The sequence below is a fragment of the Mesorhizobium sp. WSM4935 genome, assembly GCF_029625735.1.
GTDB lineage: Bacteria > Pseudomonadota > Alphaproteobacteria > Rhizobiales > Rhizobiaceae > Mesorhizobium.
The window spans coordinates 179,711-201,377 of record NZ_JARTVR010000004.1 but is presented as its reverse complement, the minus strand read 5'-3'; the positions used below and the strand labels follow the sequence as shown (position 1 = coordinate 201,377).

At 65.3% G+C, this 21,667-nt stretch carries 22 protein-coding genes; 15 read left to right on the top strand and 7 right to left on the bottom strand.

Annotated features, from left to right (window positions below; translation table 11 throughout):
* Window positions 1–82 precede the first annotated feature (82 nt).
* From fliF to P9273_RS12520, 15 genes are all read left to right on the top strand, one after another.
* Window positions 83–1,741: a flagellar basal-body MS-ring/collar protein FliF gene (gene fliF / locus P9273_RS12590; protein ID WP_278049200.1), complete on the top strand. Its 1,659-nt coding sequence runs from the start codon at window positions 83–85 to the stop codon at window positions 1,739–1,741.
* A gap of 3 nt (window positions 1,742–1,744) precedes the next feature.
* The gene (locus P9273_RS12585) at window positions 1,745–2,374 is read left to right on the top strand and encodes a hypothetical protein (RefSeq protein WP_278049199.1); all 630 of its coding nucleotides are present in this window, start codon (window positions 1,745–1,747) and stop codon (window positions 2,372–2,374) included.
* Window positions 2,371–3,783 carry a MotB family protein gene (locus P9273_RS12580; RefSeq protein ID WP_278049198.1) on the top strand — a complete coding sequence of 471 codons (1,413 nt, stop codon included), beginning with the start codon at window positions 2,371–2,373 and terminating at the stop codon, window positions 3,781–3,783. Before P9273_RS12585 ends, P9273_RS12580 begins: the two co-directional genes overlap by 4 nt.
* Window positions 3,780–5,177, top strand: coding sequence for a chemotaxis protein MotC (locus P9273_RS12575; RefSeq protein WP_278049197.1), 1,398 nt, complete (start codon window positions 3,780–3,782; stop codon window positions 5,175–5,177). Before P9273_RS12580 ends, P9273_RS12575 begins: the two co-directional genes overlap by 4 nt.
* Entirely contained in the window at window positions 5,174–6,538 is a 1,365-nt protein-coding gene (gene fliK / locus P9273_RS12570) for a flagellar hook-length control protein FliK (RefSeq protein WP_278049196.1), read from the top strand. The genes P9273_RS12575 and fliK overlap by 4 nt, the downstream gene beginning before the upstream one ends.
* Window positions 6,468–7,058 (top strand): transglycosylase SLT domain-containing protein, encoded by a 591-nt coding sequence (locus P9273_RS12565; protein WP_278049195.1) that lies wholly within the window; start codon window positions 6,468–6,470, stop codon window positions 7,056–7,058. The genes fliK and P9273_RS12565 overlap by 71 nt, the downstream gene beginning before the upstream one ends.
* Window positions 7,059–7,279: 221 nt before the next feature.
* Window positions 7,280–7,948 carry a response regulator transcription factor gene (locus P9273_RS12560; protein ID WP_040997130.1) on the top strand — a complete coding sequence of 223 codons (669 nt, stop codon included), beginning with the start codon at window positions 7,280–7,282 and terminating at the stop codon, window positions 7,946–7,948.
* Window positions 7,949–8,039: 91 nt separating this feature from the next.
* Window positions 8,040–9,293 carry a flagellar hook protein FlgE gene (locus P9273_RS12555; RefSeq protein WP_278049194.1) on the top strand — a complete coding sequence of 418 codons (1,254 nt, stop codon included), beginning with the start codon at window positions 8,040–8,042 and terminating at the stop codon, window positions 9,291–9,293.
* 29 nt (window positions 9,294–9,322) lie between these two features.
* Window positions 9,323–10,777, top strand: a complete 1,455-nt coding sequence (gene flgK, locus P9273_RS12550; protein ID WP_278049193.1) for a flagellar hook-associated protein FlgK — start codon at window positions 9,323–9,325, stop codon at window positions 10,775–10,777.
* Window positions 10,778–10,780: 3 nt separating this feature from the next.
* Window positions 10,781–11,830, top strand: a complete 1,050-nt coding sequence (locus P9273_RS12545; protein WP_278049192.1) for a flagellar hook-associated family protein — start codon at window positions 10,781–10,783, stop codon at window positions 11,828–11,830.
* 31 nt (window positions 11,831–11,861) lie between these two features.
* Window positions 11,862–12,209, top strand: a complete 348-nt coding sequence (gene flaF / locus P9273_RS12540) for a flagellar biosynthesis regulator FlaF (protein ID WP_040997134.1) — start codon at window positions 11,862–11,864, stop codon at window positions 12,207–12,209.
* A complete protein-coding gene (gene flbT, locus P9273_RS12535; RefSeq protein ID WP_278049191.1) occupies window positions 12,206–12,643 on the top strand; it encodes a flagellar biosynthesis repressor FlbT in 438 nt (145 codons plus the stop codon). The genes flaF and flbT overlap by 4 nt, the downstream gene beginning before the upstream one ends.
* Before the next feature lies 1 nt (window position 12,644).
* Window positions 12,645–13,052 carry a flagellar hook assembly protein FlgD gene (flgD, locus tag P9273_RS12530; RefSeq protein WP_027165132.1) on the top strand — a complete coding sequence of 136 codons (408 nt, stop codon included), beginning with the start codon at window positions 12,645–12,647 and terminating at the stop codon, window positions 13,050–13,052.
* 23 nt (window positions 13,053–13,075) lie between these two features.
* Window positions 13,076–13,342 (top strand): flagellar biosynthesis protein FliQ, encoded by a 267-nt coding sequence (gene fliQ, locus P9273_RS12525; protein ID WP_040989996.1) that lies wholly within the window; start codon window positions 13,076–13,078, stop codon window positions 13,340–13,342.
* 228 nt (window positions 13,343–13,570) lie between these two features.
* The gene (locus P9273_RS12520) at window positions 13,571–15,214 is read left to right on the top strand and encodes an MFS transporter (RefSeq protein WP_278049187.1); all 1,644 of its coding nucleotides are present in this window, start codon (window positions 13,571–13,573) and stop codon (window positions 15,212–15,214) included.
* 13 nt (window positions 15,215–15,227) lie between these two features.
* Here the strand turns inward: P9273_RS12520 and P9273_RS12515 are convergent, their stop codons facing one another.
* From P9273_RS12515 to P9273_RS12485, 7 genes are all read right to left on the bottom strand, one after another.
* The gene (locus P9273_RS12515; RefSeq protein WP_278049186.1) at window positions 15,228–15,596 is read right to left on the bottom strand and encodes a cupin domain-containing protein; all 369 of its coding nucleotides are present in this window, start codon (window positions 15,594–15,596) and stop codon (window positions 15,228–15,230) included.
* Window positions 15,597–15,598: 2 nt separating this feature from the next.
* Window positions 15,599–16,984 carry an NAD(P)/FAD-dependent oxidoreductase gene (locus tag P9273_RS12510; RefSeq protein WP_278049185.1) on the bottom strand — a complete coding sequence of 462 codons (1,386 nt, stop codon included), beginning with the start codon at window positions 16,982–16,984 and terminating at the stop codon, window positions 15,599–15,601.
* 79 nt (window positions 16,985–17,063) lie between these two features.
* Window positions 17,064–18,176 (bottom strand): ABC transporter ATP-binding protein, encoded by a 1,113-nt coding sequence (locus P9273_RS12505; protein WP_278049184.1) that lies wholly within the window; start codon window positions 18,174–18,176, stop codon window positions 17,064–17,066.
* Entirely contained in the window at window positions 18,173–18,970 is a 798-nt protein-coding gene (locus P9273_RS12500; protein ID WP_278049183.1) for an ABC transporter permease, read from the bottom strand. The genes P9273_RS12505 and P9273_RS12500 overlap by 4 nt, the downstream gene beginning before the upstream one ends.
* Window positions 18,970–19,839, bottom strand: a complete 870-nt coding sequence (locus P9273_RS12495) for an ABC transporter permease (RefSeq protein WP_278049182.1) — start codon at window positions 19,837–19,839, stop codon at window positions 18,970–18,972. Before P9273_RS12495 ends, P9273_RS12500 begins: the two co-directional genes overlap by 1 nt.
* Window positions 19,840–19,861: 22 nt before the next feature.
* Window positions 19,862–20,935 carry a PotD/PotF family extracellular solute-binding protein gene (locus tag P9273_RS12490; protein WP_278049181.1) on the bottom strand — a complete coding sequence of 358 codons (1,074 nt, stop codon included), beginning with the start codon at window positions 20,933–20,935 and terminating at the stop codon, window positions 19,862–19,864.
* A 37-nt stretch (window positions 20,936–20,972) separates the two neighbouring features.
* Entirely contained in the window at window positions 20,973–21,641 is a 669-nt protein-coding gene (locus tag P9273_RS12485) for a helix-turn-helix domain-containing protein (protein ID WP_278049180.1), read from the bottom strand.
* Window positions 21,642–21,667: the final 26 nt, after the last annotated feature.

The window sequence follows — 21,667 nt, the reverse complement described above, 5'->3', positions numbered from 1 at the left end:
CCTCGGCCGCACGTCTATCATCCTCGCACAAGCTTCGCGGTCTAATCTTCCGGCGGACAGTCATGCTGGGAGCGGTTGAATCGTGCCGGAACAGATCCAGAGCATCATCGCGAATTTGAAGAGCTTCGGCGTGAGGCGTCTGGCGCTCATGGGCGGCATCGCGGCTCTGGTCATGGCCGTCATCGGCATCGCGTCCGTCTACCTCAACCGTCCGGCCTATGAGACGCTCTATGTCGGTCTCGAGCGTTCCGACGTCAACCAGATCGGCCTGGTGCTGGCCGATGCCGGCATCGGCTTCGATGTCGGCTCCGACGGAACCTCGGTGCTGGTGCCGGCCGGCACCACCGCGCAGGCGCGCATGCTGCTTGCCGAGAAAGGCCTGCCGACCAGCGCCAATGCCGGCTACGAGCTGTTCGACAATGTCGGCTCGCTCGGCCTCACCTCCTTCATGCAGCAGATCACCCGCGTGCGCGCGCTGGAGGGCGAGATCGCGCGCACCATCCGGTCGATTTCCGGCGTCAAGGCGGCGCGTGTCCACATCGTCATGTCCGAGCGCGCCAATTTCCGCCGCGACGAGCAGCAGCCCTCCGCCTCTGTGGTCATCCGCTATGCCGGCAACGATGCCGAGAAAAGCGCCATGTCGATCCGCCACCTCGTCGCCGCGGCCGTTCCGGGCCTCGCGGCCGACAAGGTCACGGTGCTCGATTCCAACGGCAACCTTTTGGCCGCCGGCGACGACCCGTCCAACACGAGCGCCGCGCGCACGCTCGGCATCGAGCAGACGGTCGAGGCCCAGATCGGCGACAACATCCGCCGCGCGCTCACCCCTTATCTCGGCCCGGACAACTTCCGCGCCAGCGTCAAGGCGGACGTCAACACCGACAGTCGCCAGACCGAGGAGACGATCTTCGATCCGAACTCGCGCGTCGAGCGTTCGGTGCAATCGGTGAAGACCAACGAGGCGAGCAACCAGAAGCAGGCCTCGACCCCGACCAGCGTCGAGCAGAACCTGCCCGAGACGCAGACGACGACCACCGAGGGACCACAATCCTCCTCGCAGAACGATCGCAAGGAAGAGATCACCAACTACGAGATCAACTCGAAGAAGATCGCGACCGTTTCGAACGGTTACACGGTCAACAAGATGTCGATCGCGGTCGTCGTGAACCAGGATCGCCTGAAGACCATCCTCGGCAAGGACGCTACCCCGGAGCAGATTGCCAAGCGCGTCGCCGACATCCAGAAGATGGTCGCCTCGGCGACCGGCTTCGACGACAAGCGCGGCGACATCATCGACGTGTCTGCGGTCGAGTTCATCAACGGCCTCGACGGCGAGCCGATCGACCAGCCGGGCATCCTCGCCGCGATCGGCACCTATACCGGCACGCTGATCAATGCCGGCGCCTTCATCGTCGTCGTTTTCCTGGTGGCCTTCTTCGGCCTGAAGCCGATGGCTGCCGCGCTGACGGCGTCGTCGAAGCCCGCGGCCATTGCCGGCCCGAGCTTCGACGATGTGCAGCGTTCCTTGCCGATGCCCGACGCGCCTGTCGCCGCGATCGCCGCCGAAACTCCGGCCGGCCCGCTCCCCGGCGCACGCGCCGGCGCCACCCCGCTCGACGACCTGCGCCAGAAAATCCGGCCGGCGCCGCAGGAGCGGCTTGCCCGCATGGTCGACCTCAACGAGGAGCGCACCGCGCAGATCCTGCGCAAATGGGCGGCTGCCCCGGAAGCCGTGGGTTAGGCCATGGCTTCCGCAGCCCTTTTCGATCTCCTGCCCGACTTCGGACCGCGGACTCCGCATGCCGGCCAGCCGCCGAAGGATCGCAGCGACGTCCAGCATATGCCGGCGACGCCGGCGCCGCAGGCCGATATCGGCGCGCTGATCGCCGAAGCGGTGGCCGACGCGGAGGCGGCGCTCGAGGCACGCCTTGCGCTCTCCCACCAGGCGGCGCTCGATGCCGAGCGCCAGGCCAATGACGAAGCGGCGAAAGCTTTCCTTGAAAGCTTCGGCGGCGATCTCGGCGCGGCCGTCGCCACGCGCATCGAAGCCATGGAGCAGCGTGTTGCCGAGCTTGCCGGCGCGACCGTTGCCCGCATCGTCGGCGGCTTTCTCAGCGACGACCTGCAGCAACGTTCGCTGCAGGCCCTTTCGCAGGCCATCAGCGCCGCGGTCGCCGACAGCGAGGCCGTGCGTATCGGTGTCCGGGGGCCGCTCTCGCTGTTCGAGCCGCTGAAGGTGGCGCTCGGGTCCCGCGCCGCCAATCTCGACTTCACCGAGGCGCCGGGCTTCGACCTGACCGTCACCATCAACGAAACGGTGTTCGAGACGCGTATCGCCGAGTGGTCGGCGTGCTTGTCGGAGGTCCTGTCATGAGCGTCGTCGACCATGCCGACCCCCGCCACGAGATCATCATCGTCAAGCGCAATCACGACGGTCATGACGACGGTCACCATGGTGGCGTGTGGAAGATCGCCTTCGCCGACTTCATGACGGCGATGATGTGCTTCTTCCTCGTCATGTGGCTGATCAACGCCGCCAATGAGCAGACCAAGGCAGCCGTCGCCAGCTATTTCAATCCGGTCGAGCTGATCGATCGCAACTCCAGCCGCAAGGGCCTGGAAGACCTGGGCGACGGCCCGAGCAAGGTCGGGCTGACCGCGGACAACCCACAGGAGGGCGCGACCAAGGCCGGCGATGACGGCAAAGGCGGCGCCGGCTCGTCCGAACGCCGCCAGACGAAGGACGGGGCGCAGGATGCCCAGCTCTCCGATGAGAAGCTGTTTGCCGATCCCTACGCTGTGCTGGCGGAGATCGCCGCCGATACAGGGGTGATGCAGAACGTCAGCGCCAAGGGCGAAGGCGGCGCCCAGACGGCCGGTCCGGCGACCGGCGCCTCCGGCGGCGAATCCTACCGCGATCCGTTCGCGCCGGATTTCTGGTCGCAGCAGGTGGCGGCGCCCGATGCCGAGGCAACCGCCGAGCGCGCCAAGATCGACGGTGATCCGGTCAAGCCCGGCGAGAAAGTCGCCATCGCCGCGGCGCCGAAGGTAAAGGCCGTTCCGGCGACACCTCCGCTGACGGCCGCGCCGCTCGAACCGCTGGCAGCCGCGGAAAAGGCGGACGCCAAGAGTGAGCAAAAAGCCGCGCTAGGAGAGCCCGAGAAGCCATCCAGTGAAGGCAACAAGACCGACAAGGGCGGGAAAGCCGAAACCGACAAGCGCGAGGCCGCGGCCGGCGTCGTTAAGGCCGAGGCGGCGAAGGCGGAAAAGATCGAAGAAGAGCAGACCGCCGACAAGGGCGACAAGATGCCGAGCAAAGCCGCCCTCCAGGAGGCCGCGGACATCAAGAAGGAACTCGCCAAGGCATTCCTGCCCGGCGAGAAGCTCGCCGATGGCGTCTCGGTCGAGGCCACCGAGAAGGGTGTCGTCATTTCGATCACCGACCAGCTCGACTTCGGCATGTTCGAGATCGGCTCGGCCATGCCGCGCCGCGAGCTGGTGCTGGCGATGGAAAAGATCGGCCACATCATCAACCAGAAGAAGGGCACCATCACGATCAGCGGCCACACCGACGCGCGGCCGTTCCGCAGCGACACTTACGACAACTGGCGGCTATCCACCGCGCGCGCCCATTCGGCCTACTACATGCTAGTGCGCGGCGGCGTCGACGAAAGCCGCATCACCGAGGTTGCCGGCTTCGCCGACCGGCAGCCCAAGATCGCTTCCGACCCGATGGCGGCCGCGAACCGGCGCATCGAAATCCTGATGACGGCCGGCGGATGAAGGGCAGGAGCGTCATCGGCGGTATGATAGCGCTGCTATTGCTCGCGGCAGGGTCGCCCTCGGTCGCCTCCGCACAGGAGGCGCTGCAGCCCTATCAGCTGGTGCGTTCGCTGCAGCTGATCCAGGACCGAATTGCCGGCGGCGATCATGCCGCGCTGCCGATGCAGGCGAAGCTGCTCGAAATGATCGACGCCCGGATGCGCGATGCCAATGCCGAGGACTTCAAGGAACCGAAGAACTTTCGCGCCTTGCTGGTCTATGGTATGAGCGGCGGCAATCCGGTGACGGTCGCGGCGGCGGCTTCGCGCGCGATGACCGACCCGCAAAGCCTGGCCATCGCCAAGGGCGTGGTCGCCTATCTGAACGGCCGGCCCGCCGAGGCCATCGAAACGCTGAAGCCGATCGATCCGATGAGCGTGCCCGCCGACATCGGCGCCTTCCTGGCGCTGGTCAAGGGCTCGCTGCTTGCAAGCGATGATCCTGTCCAGGCGCTCACCCTGCTCGACGAAGCGCGCCTGCTCAGCCCCGGCACCCTGGTCGAAGAGGCTGCACTCCGCCGCTCCGTCGGCATCGCGGCCGCGCAGGGCGACGCCATCCGTTTCGTGCTGGCCTCGACCCAGTATGTCGCGTCCTACCTCTATTCGCCCTACGCCAGCCAGTTCGCCGATGCCTTTGTGTCCGGCGTCATCACGCTGCACATGGCGATCAGCCAGGACAAGATCGCCGACATCACCTCGATGATGGATCCCGAGCGCGAGAAGGTGATCTACCTGCGCATCGCGCGCTACGCCGCGATCGACGGCATGACGGAGCTCTCGGCTTTCGCCTCGGCCAAGGCGGAGCTGGGCCGCGACGGCAACGGCAACCAGGACGACCCGCGTACCCAGCTCTATTCGAGCCTCTCGACCATGACGTCGGCCAATGTCGATGAGGTGCTTGCCAAGCTCGGCAAAATCGATCGCCGAAAGCTTTCGCAAGGCGACCGCGACCTGCTCGACGCCGCACAGGCTGTCGCAGGCGAAGTGATGGCGCCGGTGAAAGCGGCCGCCAATGCTGAAGCCGCACCGAAAACGCCTGCAAAGGATGACGAGGCGAAATCCGCGGCTGAGGCCTCTGCCAATCCGGCCAATGCGGACTTGCCTCCGGTGGAAGGAGCGATGCCCGACCCGGTCGCGGCGGCGCCCGCGGCTTCGCCGTCCCCCGCCCCGCAGCCGGCGCAAGCATCGGCTGAAACGCCGGCGTCCGCTCCGGCAAAGGCTGACGCCGCGCCGGTGGTGCAGGCATCCGCGCCGGCGAGAACGGCTGATGCGCAAGACCCGATCGATGCGGCGGTGACCAGCACGCGCCATCAACTCGACCAGATCGACCAACTGCTCGGAGCAGCTCCCAAATGACCAGCGTCAGCCAGACCTTGCCGGGCCTTGCTTCGACCCAGTCCCAGCCCCGGCAGCAAGCCGCGGGCGGTAAGGACAACGACCAGAATTTCGGCGAAATGGTTCAAGGAACGGAAAAGCCCGATCGGCTGCGGGACAAGCCTGCGACCGGGCCGGTATTGCCGGACACGCATCCGGCAAGGCGTTTATCGGTCAACAAGCACGATCAGGAGCCGGACCACGACCCGCGGGATAAAACCGGCTCGCAGAAAGCAATGGCGGGAAAGTCCGCGAAGACCACCGCCCGGACCGATGAGGCGAAGTCGACGGCGGACAAAGGTCCCACGGCGCAAGCCGACGATTCCGGACCGCTGCAGGATCGCCTGCCATTGCTGATGGCGCTGAGCGACATGAAGCATTTCGCGCAGTCGGGTGCCGGCGGCAAGGATTCCTCCGGCGGTGAAGATGGCGCCGGCGAGCACGGATCGCTTGAATTGCCGCTGCGCCCGGGCAAACGAGCGGCGGTCGACGGTTCCGGCGGGCCGCAGTCGCGATCCGGCCGTTCGGGGGCTGAAGATCACGGGCCTGACTTCGGGCAGAACCCGGTGAAGGCGGACGTGGCTCTCGGCATGCCGGGCCGCGGCGATTCCACGATCCTATCGGCGCAAGGGAACGAACCGCAGGCCGACGGCCCGGTACCGCCGCAAGGCTGGCGGCCGGCTTCCGTCTCCAAGGCTTCGCTGCAATCGCAGTCGGCCACACAGCAGACGCCGGGCAAGCCGTCTTCTTCCGCCGCACGCTTGGAAGTCATCAGCCAGCAGAGCTTCCCGGCGCCGCCGCAAAACCCGATCGGCCAGACGGCATCGGCGCTGGTTGAGGCCCTTGCCTCCGACAAGGGCGTTCAGCAGGCCTACGCAAGCGCCTCGGCAGGCTCGCAGACGACCAATTCTGTTGCCGTTCCGACACACGTGCTGAAGATCGAACTCCACCCTTCGGAGCTCGGATCGGTCACCGCCAGCCTGCGGCTCTCGGGCGAGCAACTTTCGATTGAGATGAAGCCCCAGACACACGAGGCGTACCGCCGTCTCACCGCCGACAGCGATGCCATCGTCAAATCCATGCGCAGCCTCGGCTTCGACGTCGACAAGGTTACGATCCTGCAACCCTCGATAGCAGCCCATGCAGCCAGCCGCGCCGACGCGACGAGCGCCATGCCGATGTCGGCAGGCCGCGACCAGCCTTCGTTCCAGCCCGGGAACTCGGGCGGCAACGGCGCGGGCGGCGACCGGCAACCGGGAAGGAACGAAGGCAATGGCGCACAGGAATTCGCTCGTGCCGCTTCGCCTCATCGCGAGCGCGCTGGCGACGATATGTATATCTAGTTTCGCCGCCGGCGCGGCCAGCGCCGCCGCCAATCCCTGCGAGCCGGAGATCCTGCGCGCCGCCGACCGCTACGGCGTGCCGGCCGGCATCCTTTACGCGGTCGGCCTGACCGAGACCGGGAAGAAGGGCAGCCTTCAGCCTAATGCTTTGAACATAGAAGGAAAAGCCCTCTTTCCGCGCAGCCGCGGCGAGGCGCTTGCCACGTTCGAGAATGCCCGTCGCGAGGGCAAGACGCTGATCGATCTCGGCTGCATGCAGATCAACCATCGCTATCACGGCGCCCAGTTCCGCAGCGTCGAGGACATGCTCGACCCGCACCAGAATGTCGACTACGCCGCCCGCTTCCTGGCCAGCCTGCATGCCAGGCACATGACGTGGTCGATGGCCGTCGCCCGCTATCATGCCGGCCCCGACAACGACCCGGCGCAGAAGGTCTATGTCTGCCGCGTCATCGCCAACATGGTCGCCACCGGCTTTGGCAAATGGACCCCGAATGCCAGCGCCTTCTGCAACCAATAGTTGCTTAGATTCAAACACGCTCGACGCCGCCGGCATACGCTCCGGGGCCAATATCGCCAGCTGGCAGTCCGGCGCGAATACACCTGCACGGCCGCCTTTATTACGACCTCCAAAAAAACTCCCAAGAAAATAGCTACAAGAAATGATGGTTTTTCAGGATTCGCCGAGCCGGGTACCCCTTTCCGCACGGGGCAAGTGAATTTGATTCGGAGGGCGGGCCGATGATCGTGATCGTTGACGAGCGAGAGCTCGTGACAGAGGGCTACTCTTCACTTTTCGATCGCGAGGGAGTGGCCACGGCCGGCTTCGCGCCAGGCGAATTCGGCGAATGGGTGAGTTCCGCCGCCGACACCGATCTCAGATCCGTCAGGGCCTTTCTCATCGGCGACTGCCGCGAGGGCGCGATATCGCCGCGCCAGATCCGCGACCGCACCGGCGCACCGGTGATCGCGCTCAGCGAACAGCACTCGCTCGAACATACGTTGCGGCTGTTCGAAAGCGGCGTCGACGATGTCGTCCGCAAGCCTGTCCACATCCGCGAGATTCTCGCCCGCATCACCGCCATCCGCCGCCGCGGCTCCGAAGAAGCCGCCTACACCGAAGTCGGCTCGATGCGCATCTTCATGGACGGCCGCGATCCGGAGATCGACGGCGAGCCGCTGCCGCTGCCGCGGCGCGAGCGGCGCATCCTAGAATATCTGGCCAGCAACCGCGGCCGGCGCGTGACCAAGACGCAGGTCTTCAACGCCATCTACGGCATCTTTGACGAAGAGGTCGAGGAGAACGTGGTGGAGAGCCACATCTCGAAGCTGCGCAAGAAGCTGCGTGAAAAGCTCGGCCACGACCCGATCGATTCCAAGAGATTCCTCGGCTACCGGCTGGTGTTTTGATGGCGTCCCGAGGCACGTCCCGCGCCAGCCTCGCGCAAGACACGAGGCATAGTTTCATGGCCTCCTATCCAGGCACTGCGGAGATCCATCGATGAGCCTCTACGGAATGATGCGGACCGGCGTTTCCGGTATGAACGCGCAGGCCAACCGCCTCTCCGCGGTGGCCGACAACATCGCCAACTCCGACACCACCGGCTACAAGCGCTCTTCGGCCGAGTTCTCGTCCCTGATCATGCCCGGCACCGGGGGCGCCTATAATTCCGGCGGCGTGACCACCACGATCCGTTCGGCCATCAGCACGCAAGGCGTCATGACCTACACCACTTCGGTGTCCGACCTTGCCGTCAACGGCGACGGCTTCTTCGTCGTCCAGGACGCCAGCGGCACGCCCTATCTCACCCGCGCCGGTTCCTTCGTGCCCGACGCGCAAGGCCGGCTGGTCAATGCCGCGGGCTATCAGCTCATGGCCTACGATTACGCCAACGGAGAGCCGTCGGCGACCGCCAACGGCTTCGAAGGCCTCGTGCCGGTGCAGATCTCCGACCAGGAGATGACGGCGACACCCAGCACGGAAGGCACCTTCAGCGGCAACCTGCCCGCAGGCGCCACCCCGCCCGCCGGCCCGCTGCCTTCCTCCAACAGCGCGACCGCCGAATACACCTCGAAAACCTCGCTGGTCGCCTATGACAATCTCGGCAACAAGAAGCTGCTCGACGTCTATTTCACCAACACCGGCGCCGGCACCTGGGAAGTCTCGGTCTTCGATCAGTCGAAGGCGACGCCCGGCACCTCCTTTCCCTACACCGGCGGCGCACTGGCATCGGCGAACCTCACCTTCGACACCACCACGGGCAAGCTCACCGGCGCAACCGACAGCATCTCCTTTACCGTTCCGGGCGGCCAGACCCTCAACCTCGATCTCTCCAAGGTGACTCAGCTCGGCACCGGCTTCACCGTCGCCGACGCCAAGGTCAACGGCAACGCGCCGAGCTCCATCCAGAAGGTCCAGATCGGTCAGGACGGCGTCATCTACGCGCAGTTCGCGGACGGCTCGACCAAGGCGCTTTACAAGATCCCGCTGGCCGACGTTCAGAGCCCCGACAACCTCACCGCCATGCCCGGCAACGTCTATGTGGAGAGCACCGACTCCGGCGCCGTCCATATCGGCTTCGCCAATGAGGGCAAGCTCGGCTCCATCGTCTCCGGCGCGCTTGAAAACTCCAATGTCGATATCGCCGAGGAACTGACCAACATGATTGCGGCGCAGCGCAGCTACACCGCCAATTCCAAGGTCTTCCAGACCGGTTCGGACCTGATGGACGTCCTCGTCAACCTGAAGAGATAAACGACGGGCGCCGCCCGTGAAAGATCAGCATGTCGCTTTCCTCCGCACTAAGCATTGCCCAGTCGGCGCTTCTGGCCACGTCCAAGCAAACCAGCGTCGTGTCGCGCAATGTCGCCGATGCGTCGAACCCGGACTACACCCGCCGCATCGCCGTGGTGACCAGCACGGCGCCCGGCGCCCGGGCGGTGGAAATCCAGCGCGCCGCCAATGATCTCCTGTTCCGGCAGAACCTCTCGGCGCTGTCGGCATGGAGCGGCCAGAGCGCGCTTTACGACGGCATGGACCAGCTCGATCTGTCGGTCAACGGGGTCGACAACGCGTCGTCCCCCTCCACCGCGATCGCCAACCTGCAGAAAGCCCTGCAGCTCTACGCCACCACGCCGTCGAACCAGAACCTCGGCACCAGCGTCGTCGACGCCGCCAAGCAAGTGGTGAATTCGCTGAACAGCGGCACCCAGGCGATCCAGGATTTCCGCACTCAGGCGGACAGCCAGATCGCCACCGCCGTCGACGATCTCAACTCGCTCCTCAGCCAGTTCCAGGATGCCAACAAGGCGGTCATCTTGGGCACCCGTTCCGGCACCGACGTTTCTGACGCGCTCGACCAGCGCGACGCTCTCCTGAAGAAGATATCGGAATACGTCCCGGTCTCGACCTTCACGCGCGGCGACAACGACATGGTCATCACCACCAAGGACGGCACGACGCTGTTCGAGACCGTGCCGCGCTCGGTGACCTTCACGCCGTCGTCCGGTTATTCGGCCGGCACGCCCGGCAACACCATCTATATCGACAACGTGCCGGTCTCGGCCGGCACCGGCGACAACACCACCGCCGACGGCAAGCTAGCGGGCCTTCTGAAGCTGCGCGACGGTGTCGCCTCGAGCATGCAGAGCCAGCTCGACGAAATCGCGCGCGGCCTTGTCACGGCATTTGCCGAAACCTCGTCGTCGCAGCCCAATGCGACCGGCCTGTTCACATGGCCGGGCGCGCCGGCGATTCCGGCCGCTGCCACGCTGGTCGACGGCCTCGCCGGCACGATCAGCGTCAACGCCGCCTTCGATCCGAGCGCCGGCGGCAACCCCGCGCTGTTGCGCGACGGCGGCGCCAACGGCGCGGCCTATGTCGCCAACAGCGGCGGCGGCGCATCCTATGCGGACCTTCTGATCGGTTACTCCAACAAGCTCGATCAGCCGATGGCCTTCGACAGCTCTGCCGGCATCACCGTCAGCTCCGGCGTCTCGGACTATGCGGCCAACGCCATCGGCTGGTTCGAAGGTGTGCGCCAGCAGGCCTCGACCAATGCCGACAGCAAGCAGGCGCTGGCAGCGCGCACGGCCGAGGCGCTGTCCAACGACACCGGGGTCAATGTCGACCAGGAGATGTCCCTGCTCCTCGACCTCGAGCACACCTATCAAGCCTCGGCGCATATGATGAAGACGGTAAGCGACATGCTGGACGCCCTGATGAGCGCGGTGGGATAATTCATGAAAGCGACAGGCGTTTCCTCTGCGGCCATTTCCAACGCGCTGCGTTACCAGCAGGCGAAGATGCAGGCGGACCTCGTCAAGGCGACGAAGGAATCGCAGACCGGCACGGTCGCCGATGTCGGCCTGGCGCTTGGCAGCCGCACGACCCAGGCCGTCACCTTCCAGCGCGATCTTGACCGGCTGAACGGCATCGTCGATTCCAACGCGCTCGTCTCGGCGCGCCTGACATCGACCCAGGATTCGCTCGGTCAGATCGCCGATACCGCCCAGAGCTTCCTGTCGGCACTGACCAGCGGCGTCTCGGGCGACTCCTCGACCAGCATCCTGCAAACCGCCGGCGCCTCGGCGCTGCAGCAGATGACAGGCATCCTCAACACCAGCGTCAACGGCGAATATCTGTTTGCCGGCACCAACACCGACGTCAAGCCGATCGACGATTTCAATGCCGCCGGCTCGCCGGCTAAGGCTGCCTTCGATGCCGCTTTTTCGAGCTATTTCGGCTTTGCCCAGACAGCCCCGGCGGCAGCCAACATCACCGCCGCGCAGATGGACGACTTCATCACCACCCAGGTCGAGCCGCAATTCCTGGGCGCCGGCTGGCAGGCCAACTGGTCGAGCGCTACCGACGACCAGATCACCAGCCGCATTTCGCTCAACGAGACCACCCAGACCTCGGTCAGCGCCAACGAGCAAGGCATCCGCAAGCTCGCCATGGCGGCTGCCATGGTCAGCAGCCTGGTCAACGGCAACATCAGCGAAGCCGCCCAGAACGCCGTCGTCAGCCGCGCCCAGACGCTGGTCGGCGAAGCCATCGGCGGCATCACCCAGATACGGGCCCAGACAGGCATTGCCCAGCAGCGCGTGTCCGATGCCAGCGACCGCATGAAGACCCAGGTCGATCTCTTCGAGAAGCACATCGTCGACCTCGAGGGTGTCGATCCCTCGGAGGCCGCGACCCGCGTCGCCGACCTGACGCAGCATATCGAGACGTCCTTCGCCTTGACCGCGCGTCTGCAGCAGCTCAGCCTGCTCAACTATCTGACTTGAACACGTAAACCGGAACGCCAGAGCGCCGACCATGTATCAATTCTCCTACGCCGACATCCAGACCGACTCCGTCGCCGATGCCAAGGACCGGGAGCGGCAGCTCCTCACCCGCTCGATCGACATGCTGGCAGCGGCAGCGGCCGTCGGCGCCGATTCGATGGAGGCGGTCGAGGCGCTGCATTTCACCAACCGCGTCTGGACCACCTTCGTCGAGGATCTCGGCTCCAGCGACAACGCTTTGCCCAAGGAGCTGCGCGCCAACCTGATCTCCATCGGATTGTGGCTGCTGCGCGAAACGGAGGACATCCGCCAGGGCCGCACCAACAATTTCGAAGGATTGATCGAGGTCTCCCAGATCATCCGAGACGGCATCCAATGACCAACACGCTGAAGATCTCGCTGAAGCCCAACGAGAAGATCTACATCAACGGCGCGGTCATCCGCGTCGACCGCAAGGTCACCATCGAGCTGATGAACGATGTGCAGTTCCTGCTCGAAAGCCACGTCATCCAGGCCGACCAGGCCTCGACGCCGCTCAGGCAGCTTTACTTCATAGTGCAGATCATGCTGATCAACCCGGCGGGCGCCGCCGAGGCGCGCGACATGTTCCGCCGCTCGCTGCCGATGCTGATCGCAAGCTTCGACAACCAGGACATCTGCAACAGCCTGAAGCAGATCGACCGCATGGTCGGCGAGGACGAGATCTATGAGGCGCTGAAGGCGATCCGCGCGCTCTATCCGCTCGAGCGCAGGGCGCTCGACGGCAATGACGACATTCCCGAAACGCCGCGCGCACTGGCTGTAGGAGCATAAGATGGCTGTCGACATGACGACAACGATCCCGGTTGGCGCCAACCAGGCCAGCCAGCAGACGTCGAAGACGGCGGTGGACTACCAGTCGTTCCTGAAGCTGCTCATCGCCGAGATGAAGAACCAGGATCCGACCAAGCCGATGGATTCCACGCAATATGTCGCCCAGCTCGCGACCTTCTCCCAGGTCGAGCAGTCGGTGCAGACCAACACCAAGCTCGACCAGATCATGCAGTCCTCGGCCTTGTCGCAGGCCGACGCGCTGATCGGCCGCTCGATTACCTCGGCCGACGGCAAGACCACTGGCACGGTGGCTTCGGTGACGCTCTCCAGCAGCGGCCTGATCGCCGTGCTGCAGGACGGAACCCAGGTCCCGGTCGGCGCTGGCGTGTCGATCAAGCCGGCCGCTTAACCGGTTCTCGTACGGAGCCGCCAATGAACGAGGCCGATGCCCTCGATATCGTCCAATATGCCGTGTGGACGGTTCTCACCGCGTCCGCCCCCGTGGTGCTCGTGGCGATGGTGGTCGGCATCGGCATCGCGCTCATCCAGGCGCTGACCCAGATCCAGGAAATCACGCTGACCTTCGTGCCGAAGATCGTCGCCATCATGCTGGTGGTGGCGCTGACCGGCCCATTCATCGGCAGCCAGATCTCCGCCTTCACCAACGTCATCTTCGAGCGCATCGAACACGGCTTCTGACGCCTCCTCGGCGTGGCGCTCCGGCTTTACATGAGCAGCAAGACGACAGGCCTGGCCGGGGTTGAAGGCGCGAAAAAGCGAAATTTTGGTCCAGACCGGCAAGATGCTTGGTTTAAAGCTTCGCCGACGCATTTTCGCCTTTGCCATCCTGTTGTTGGGTCGCACTCTTTGGCGAGTCGCCCGCCCCTCCGGGTGCGGCGAGCCTCTATAGCGGACGAAAGCGCAATCATGATCGACGACGAGCCGGAAAGCGAACGCGTCTCCGCGCTGGCGCCGTTCCGGCATGGCATCTTCCGCGCCGTCTGGTCGGCCAGCCTGGTGTCGAATTTCGGCGGCCTGATCCAGGGCGTCGGCGCCGCCTGGATGATGACCACGATCGCCACCTCGCCCTACCAGGTGGCGCTGGTCCAATCCTCGACGACCTTGCCAATCATGCTGTTCGCGCTCGTCGCCGGCGCCATCGCCGACAGCTTCAACCGCCGCAAGGTGATGCTGGTGGCGCAGACCTTCATGCTGGTCGTCTCGGCGCTGCTGACCTTGTTCACCTGGCAAGGCTGGATGACGCCCTGGACGCTGCTTGCCTTCACCTTCCTGATCGACAGCGGCACGGCGCTGAACAGCCCGTCATGGCAGGCCTCGGTCGGCGACATGGTGCCGCGCGCCAAGGTGCCGGCGGCGGTCGCGCTCAATTCGCTGGGCTTCAACATCACCCGCAGCGTCGGCCCGGCCATCGGCGGCGTCATCGTTGCCGCGGCGGGTGCCGCCGCCGCCTTCGCCGCCAATGCGGTCAGCTATATTGGCCTGATCGTCGTGCTCGCCCGCTGGAAGCCGGCGCTGCCCGAGCAAACCCTACCGCGCGAGTCGCTGGGTGCGGCGATGGGCGCCGGCCTGCGCTATGTCGCCATGTCGCCCAACATCGCCAAGGTGCTGGTCCGCGGTTCCGCCTTCGGCTTTAGCGCCGGCGCGGTGCTGGCGCTTCTTCCCCTGGTGGCGCGGGACGTCGTCAAGGGCGATGCGCTGACCTATGGCATCATGCTCGGCGCCTTCGGCATCGGCGCCGTCGGCGGCGCACTGATCAGCGTGCGGCTCAGGCAGCTGCTGTCGAGCGAGGTAATGGTCCGCATGGCCTTTTGCGGCTTCGCGCTCTGCGCCCTCAATGCCGCCGTCAGCCACAATGGCTGGCAGACGTCCGCGGGCCTGCTCATCGGCGGCGCCTGCTGGGTGATCGCGCTCTCGCATTTCAACGTGACGGTGCAGATGTCGACGCCGCGCTGGGTGGTCGGCCGTGTGCTGTCGATCTACCAGACGGCGACCTTCGGCGGCATCGCGCTGGGCAGTTGGATCTGGGGCGTCGTCGCCGACGCGCATGGCGCCGAGATTGCGCTGATCGCGGCGGCCATCGCCATGCTTGCCGGCGCGGCCATCGGTTTCGTCCTGCCATTGCCGAAGCAGACAGTCCTCAATCTCGATCCGCTCAACCGCTTCAAGGAGCCGATGCTGGCGCTCGACCTCAAGCCGCGCAGCGGCCCGATCGCCATTATGATCGAGTACATCATCCGCGAGGAGGACGTGCCGGAATTCCTGGCGACCATGGCAGAGCGCGGCCGCATTCGCCGCCGGGACGGCGCCCGCAACTGGACTTTGGCCCGCGACCTCGAAAATCCGTCGGTGTGGATCGAGCACTATCACACGCCGACCTGGGTCGAGTATATCCGCCACAACCGGCGCGCCACCCACGCCGACGCCGTGGTCGGCGAACGCATCCGGGCGCTGCACAGCGGCGAGAACCCGCCGCGCGTGCGCCGTATGATCGAGCGCCCGACCACCGCGGGCACGACGCTTGTCTCGCCGAAGGGCCCGATCGAGCATTAAGGACTCTCCGGGATCAGCCGGCGCTCTGGATCATGTAGAGCTTGCGCGTGGTCTCGTGGATGCGCCACTCGCCCTTCCATCCCTGCGGCAGGACGAGCAGGTCGCCCGGTCCCAGCGCGCGCATCTCGCCATCGGCGCGGCTGACCTCGACGCGGCCGGAGATGATGTGACAGATCTCCCATGAGTTCGTGCGGTCGGCGGTGAAGCGGCCGGGCGTGCATTCCCAGATGCCAATGTCGACGCTCCCGTCCGGCGACTGGAAGAAGGATCGCACGGCCTCCAGCTGATCCCCTTCGATCGAGGTCGGCTTCGGTGAAAAGGCGCCGATATCGGCTTTGGCGAGGTCGTGGAAAGTCGAAAGATCGATCAAGCTGGTCTCCATGATCAATGACCGGTTAGGCTGTCGGCCAGGGCGGCAAGCTTCGAGGTTTGCGCGAGCCCGGCGGCTTCGCGGTTATCGGCGATGCGATAGAGCTGGTACATCGAATGGACGCCCAGCCAGCGGAACGGCTCCGGCTCCCAGCGCCGCACCTTGCGGTTGACCCAGGGCAGCCGCGTCAGCTCAGTATCCTGGCCGAGCACGAGATCGGTCAGCGTGCGTCCGGAGAGATTGGAACTCGACACGCCGAGCCCGACATAGCCGCCGGCCCAACCGATGCGCGTCGCGGGATCAAGGCCGACGGTCGTGCACCAGTCGCGCGGCACGCCGAGCACGCCGCACCAGGCGTGGTCGATCCGGCACCCCGCCGTCTGCGGCAACAGCGTGGTCAGGATCGTGTGGAGCTGGTCGATCGTCGCCTGCTGCGTCTGCCCGTTGACATCTGTGCGCGACCCGTAGCGGTAAGGCACGCCGCGACCGCCCATGGTGATGCGTCCCTCACGCGTGCGCTGGGCATAGCAATAGGCATGCGCGGCATTGCCGAGCAGCTCGTGCCCCTCCCAGCCGATCTTGCGCCAGAGCTCTTCCGACAGCGGTTCGGTGACGATCTGCGCGCTGTTGAGCGCCAGCCATGTCCGCTCCTCGCCAGGAATGCCGGCGGTGAACCCTTCGGTCGCCCGGATAATGGTTTCGGCCCGCACCGTGCCACGGTCGGTGGTCACAACGCCCTTGGCAATGGCAGTGACCGTTGTTTTCTCATAGATCGAAACGCCGAGACGCTCGACCGCGGCCGCGAGCCCCCGCACGAGCTTGGCCGGCTGCACGCGCGCCTGGCCGTGGATGACGAAGCCACCCATGACATTCCGGATGTTGATGCGCGCCCGGGTCGCCTCGGCGTCGAGCAGCTCGATGCGTTCGGGATCGGCATCCCAGGAGCGGATCGTCTCGCATTCCTCGCGCACGCGCTCCAGCTGCGCCGGATTGGTGGCGACCGTCAGATTGTCGACGCGGCGGATGTCGGCATCGATGCCTTCTTCCGTCGCCACCCGGATCACCTCGTCGACGCAGCCGGCCATCGCCTTCTGCATGGCGGTGACGCCTTGCCGCGTCGACGTCTTCAGATATTTCTCGCGCGACCAGCCGAAGCCGCCGGACAGCCAGCCGCCATTGCGCCCCGATGCGCCGAAGCCCGCGAACTCGCGTTCGATGAGCACGATGCGCAGCGAGGGCTTGGCCTTCTTCAGGTAGTAAGCGGTCCACAGCCCGGTATAGCCGGCGCCGACGATCGCGACATCCGCCTCGATATCGCCCGGCAAAGGCGGGCGCGGCGTGGGGATATGACCCAGATCCGCGTACCAGAACGAGATGTCGCCGTTGCGCTTGACTTGCATGGGATGGCTTCCGGTAGAGCAATTCCAGGAAAAGTGTGAAACGGTTTTCCGTGAGGAACTGCGTTAAACAAAGGGATTGTCAGGTGAGCGTGGTATCGGCCGCGCTGTCGTCGGGCAGGAGTTTCGCATCGGCGCCGTCGAAGCAAAGCTCGACCTTCTCGCCGAGGCCAAAATTTTCGCCGGCCAGCGGCGAACGCACGATCGCGGTCGAACCGTCCGCGAGCTTCACTTCATATTTCGAGCCTGAACCGAGATAGATCGCCTCAGCGATCGTTCCCGACAGCCGGTTCGTGCCGGCGGCGTCCTGCCCCGGCCGGCGGATGACGAGTTTCTCCGGCCGCAGCAGCATCACCGGATTGGCTTCGCCGGCGAGACGGCGCGGCGCACTGACGGTTTCGCCGGCGATGGTCAGCGCCGTGCCGGTGCCGTCGCTCTTCACCTCGCCGCGCAGCACGGTGGAATCGCCGATGAAGCGGCCGACGAACAACGTCGCCGGCTCGTCGTAGAGCTGCCGGCCGGTGCCGACCTGCTCGATACGCCCGCGGTTGAACACGGCGATCCGGTCCGAAAGCACCAATGCCTCTTCCTGGTCATGCGTGACATAGACGAAGGTGGTGCCGAGCTCGCGGTGGATGCGCTTGATCTCGAGCTGCAGCCATTCGCGCAGCTTCTTGTCGAGCGCGCCGAGCGGCTCGTCCATCAGGAGCAGCGGCGGATCGAAGACGATGGCGCGCGCCAGCGCGACGCGCTGCTGCTGGCCGCCAGACAATTCGCTCGGATAACGATGCGCGAAGTCGCCCATCTTGACCATGTCGAGCGCTTTCGCGACGCGCTTCTTCCGCTCGTCCTGTGCGATGCCGCGCAACGTCAGCGGATAGGCGACGTTGCGGCCCACCGTCATATGCGGGAACAGCGCGTAATGCTGGAAGACGACGCCGATATTGCGCTTGTGCGCTGGCACGCCGACGACGCTCTTCCCGCCGACCAACAGGCTGCCGCTGGTCACGTCGGTGAAGCCGGCAATGACGTTGAGTGTCGTCGTCTTGCCCGAGCCACTCGGTCCGAGCAGCGTCATGAACTCGCCGGGCTCGATCCTGAGCGAGACGCCGTCCAGCGCCTTGAACGAGCCATAGGCCTTGCTGACCGTGTCGAGATCGATCGCGGCGCCGCGATTTTCCGCTCTCGGGTTCATAGGCGTCCCTTCCGCTCGCGGCCAAGGAGAAGCATGCCGCCGCCGATCAGGATTGTGGTGGCGCACAACAGGATGGTGCCGACGGCCGCGACCGTCGGATCGGCATCGCGCGTGATCGAGGAAAATATCTGGACCGGCAATGTCTTGAGATAGGGGTTGGTGATGAAGAGCGACACCACGATCTCGTCGAAGGAGGTGGCGAAGGCGAACAACAGGCCCGACAGGATGCCGGGCAGGATCAGCGGCAGCGTCACCGTGCGGAAGGTGGTCAGCGCGCCGGCGCCGAGGCTTGCCGCCGCCGTCTCCAGCCGCTTGTCGAACACTTCGAGATTGGCCGAGACCGCGATCAGCACGAAGGGCAGTGCGAGGATGGTGTGCGCCAGCACGAAGCCCGTCAGCGTGCCGACGAGCTGCGCGTCGAGATAGACGGCATAGATGCCGATGGCCAGAACCACGCCCGGCACCACCATCGGCGTCAGCATCAGCATGCGCAAGAGATTGGCTGGCCGCGCCTTCATGCGGTCGAGACCGAAGGCAGCCAGCGTGCCGAGCACCGTCGCGAGCACCGCCACCAGCGAGGCGACCTTGAGCGAGTTGAGAAAGCTGGTCGACCATTCCGGATTGGTGGCGAAGTTCTGGTACCATTGCCAGGAAAAGCCTTGCGGCGGGAAGGCGAGCGACTTGTTCTCGTTGAACGACATCGGCACGACGACCAGCGTCGGCGCGACCAGCCAGATCGCCACCAGCAGGCAGACGAGGCCAAGGATGAGGCGGGTGAGCGGCTTCATCTCCATCAGCGTCGCCCCGCCTCGCGATGTCTGGACCGCATCACCGGCGCCGCCAGCGCCAGGAGCACAAAGGTCGTGACCAGCAGCACCACGCCCATGGCGCCGCCGCGCCCCCACTGCAGAAGGCTCAGCACCTGCGTCTGCACCAGCGTCGACAGCATGGTCGAACGAGGTCCGCCGAGCAGCGCCGGCGTGATGTAGAAACCCAGCGCCAGGATGAAGACGATGATCGCGCCGGCATAGACGCCCGGCAGCGACAGCGGCAGATAGACCGTGAAGAAAGCGCGGGACGGCCGCGCGCCCAGGCTTCGCGCCGCCTGCACCAGCCGGAGGTCGATGCCCTTCATCACCGAATAGAGCGGCAGGATCATGAAGGGCAGCAGCACCTGCGCCATGCCGATCACCACGCCCGTCTGGGTGCGGATCAGCCGGACGCCGTCGAAACCGGCCGCCTTCAGCAGCGAATTGATGACGCCCGAATCCTGCAGCAGGATCACCCAGGAGAGCGTGCGGACCACGCCGCTCACCCAGAATGGGATCAAGACGCAAAGCACGAGGACGAGCCGTGCGCGCGGCCCGACCGCGGTCATCAGATAGGCGTAAGGATAAGCGCAGAGCACGCAGACCACAGTCACCCAGGCCGAGATGGTGAAGGTGCGCTGGAGCACCGTCAGGTTGACCGGGGCGCCGAAGAACCAGACATAGTTCTGCGGGCCCCATTGCGGCTCCGACAGGCTGCGCAGCACGATGGTGAGCAGCGGGTAGCCGATCACGGCTACCAGCAGGAGGAGCGCCGGCAGCGTGAGCGCGTAAGGCCGCCATGCCCAGCCCGCCCGTTGCGGGACGGAAGGCGTCGTCGGGTCGAGCGCGCTCACTGGCTTTGCCTCTTTCAGCCGGTCAGTTGCCGGCCATCAGCGCTGACCACTTCTCCTGCGCCACGGCGAAGTTCGGCACCCAGAACTTGAAGTTCTGCTTGTAGCCCTGCTTTTGGCGCTCCGGCGTGTTGGTCAGGAAGGCGGCGACGGAAGCGTCGACCTTGGGCTGCGCTTCGCTGTTGATCGGCGTGTAGGACGTCTTCTCGGTAAGGATTTCCTGGGCATTCTTGCCGAGATAGGCGTTGAGCAGCGCATAAGCGGCATCCGTGTCCTTGACACCGACCGGGATCGTCATCTGGTCCATCACCACCAGCCAGTCCTGCCATGCCGGCGCGTATTTTGCGCCGTTCTTGACAGCGGTCATGGCGCGGCCGGTCCACATCATCAGCATGTCGGCCTCGCCGGATTCGGCGAGCTGCTGCGATTCAGCGCCTGTCTTCCAGAAGATGGTGTCGGGACCGAGCTTGCGGATCACGTCGATGGCCTTGTCGATATCGGCCACCGTCATCGCCTTCGGATCACCGCCTGCATATTTGAAGGCCTGTTCGAGCAATCCGCCGGCCGGGCTGCCCGAACCGTCGATGCCGCGCACGCCTGGGAACTTTGCGGTGTCGAAGAAGTCGGCCCAGCTCTTGGGCGGATTATCCTTGTACTTCTCCTTGTTGTACATCAGCACGACGCCGTAGTTCATCGCCGGCACCGAGCACTCGCCGACCTGGCCTTCCGGGATTTTCGAGACGTCGAGCTTCGTCAGATCCAGCTTCTGGAACAGCTTGCCGCAATAGACGTAAGGCGGCAGGTCGTCGGTATCGACGACGTCCCAGGTGACATTGCCGGATTCGACCTGCGCCTGCAGCTTGGCGATCTCGGTCGGACCGTCATTAAGCAGCTTGACGCCGGACTTGTCGACGAACTCCTTCAGCGCCGCAACCTGGCCGTCCTGATAGATGCCGCCATAGGAGACGAAGGTCAGGGTCTTGCCCTTGAGCGATCCCTCCTTCACCTCGCCCGCCACGGGCTTGTCCTGCGCGAAGGCCGCGCCGGTCAGAACGCCAAGCGCCAGGACGGCGCCGATACCATATGTCGATTTCAGCATGACGATAACTCTCCCATTCATGCCCGCGTTTGATTGTTTACCTGGCGGCGGGCGGTTTCCAGGTCGTGTATTGATCGAGCTCGGCGCGCGCCGAGGTCGGCGGCGCGATGATCCACATCACTTCGGCCCGGCCGCTGCCGATGTTCTCCGCGCGATGCGGGGTGGATGTTGTGTATTCGACGCTGTCGCCCTCTTCGAGGACATGGCGCGCCTCGCCAAGCGAGATCTCGACGATGCCGCGCAGCACGATCAGCATCTCGTGCGCGTCGCCATGCGTGTATTGGTCGGGGCCGGTCGAGCCGCCGATTTCGAACTCGCCGACATAGACTTCCATGTCGCTGAGCGGCGGCCGCGACAAGAGCATCTTGCGGCAGCCGTCGCTGGGCGGCAGGCTTGGCCGCTCGCTGCGCCTGAGCACGCCATGGTGATTTGGAGCCGTGCTCTCCGCAAATAGCAGCGCGACGCTGACGCCCAGCGCAGAAGCCATCTGATTGAGCGATGCCGTGCTGGCACCAGTCAGGCCGCGCTCGAGCTGGCTGATGAAGCTGGCACTGGTGCCGGTCGCCTCTGCCAGATCGCGCAAGGAAAGGCGGCGGGCAAGGCGAAGGCTCTTGAGCCGTATGCCCAGCACTTCCTGGGCGGCCGTCGCGACCGAACCGTTCTTGTTCCCGATCGGAGCCTGGCCTTTATCGGAAACCTTCGGCATCTCGTTTGTTCTCCACTGCACATTTT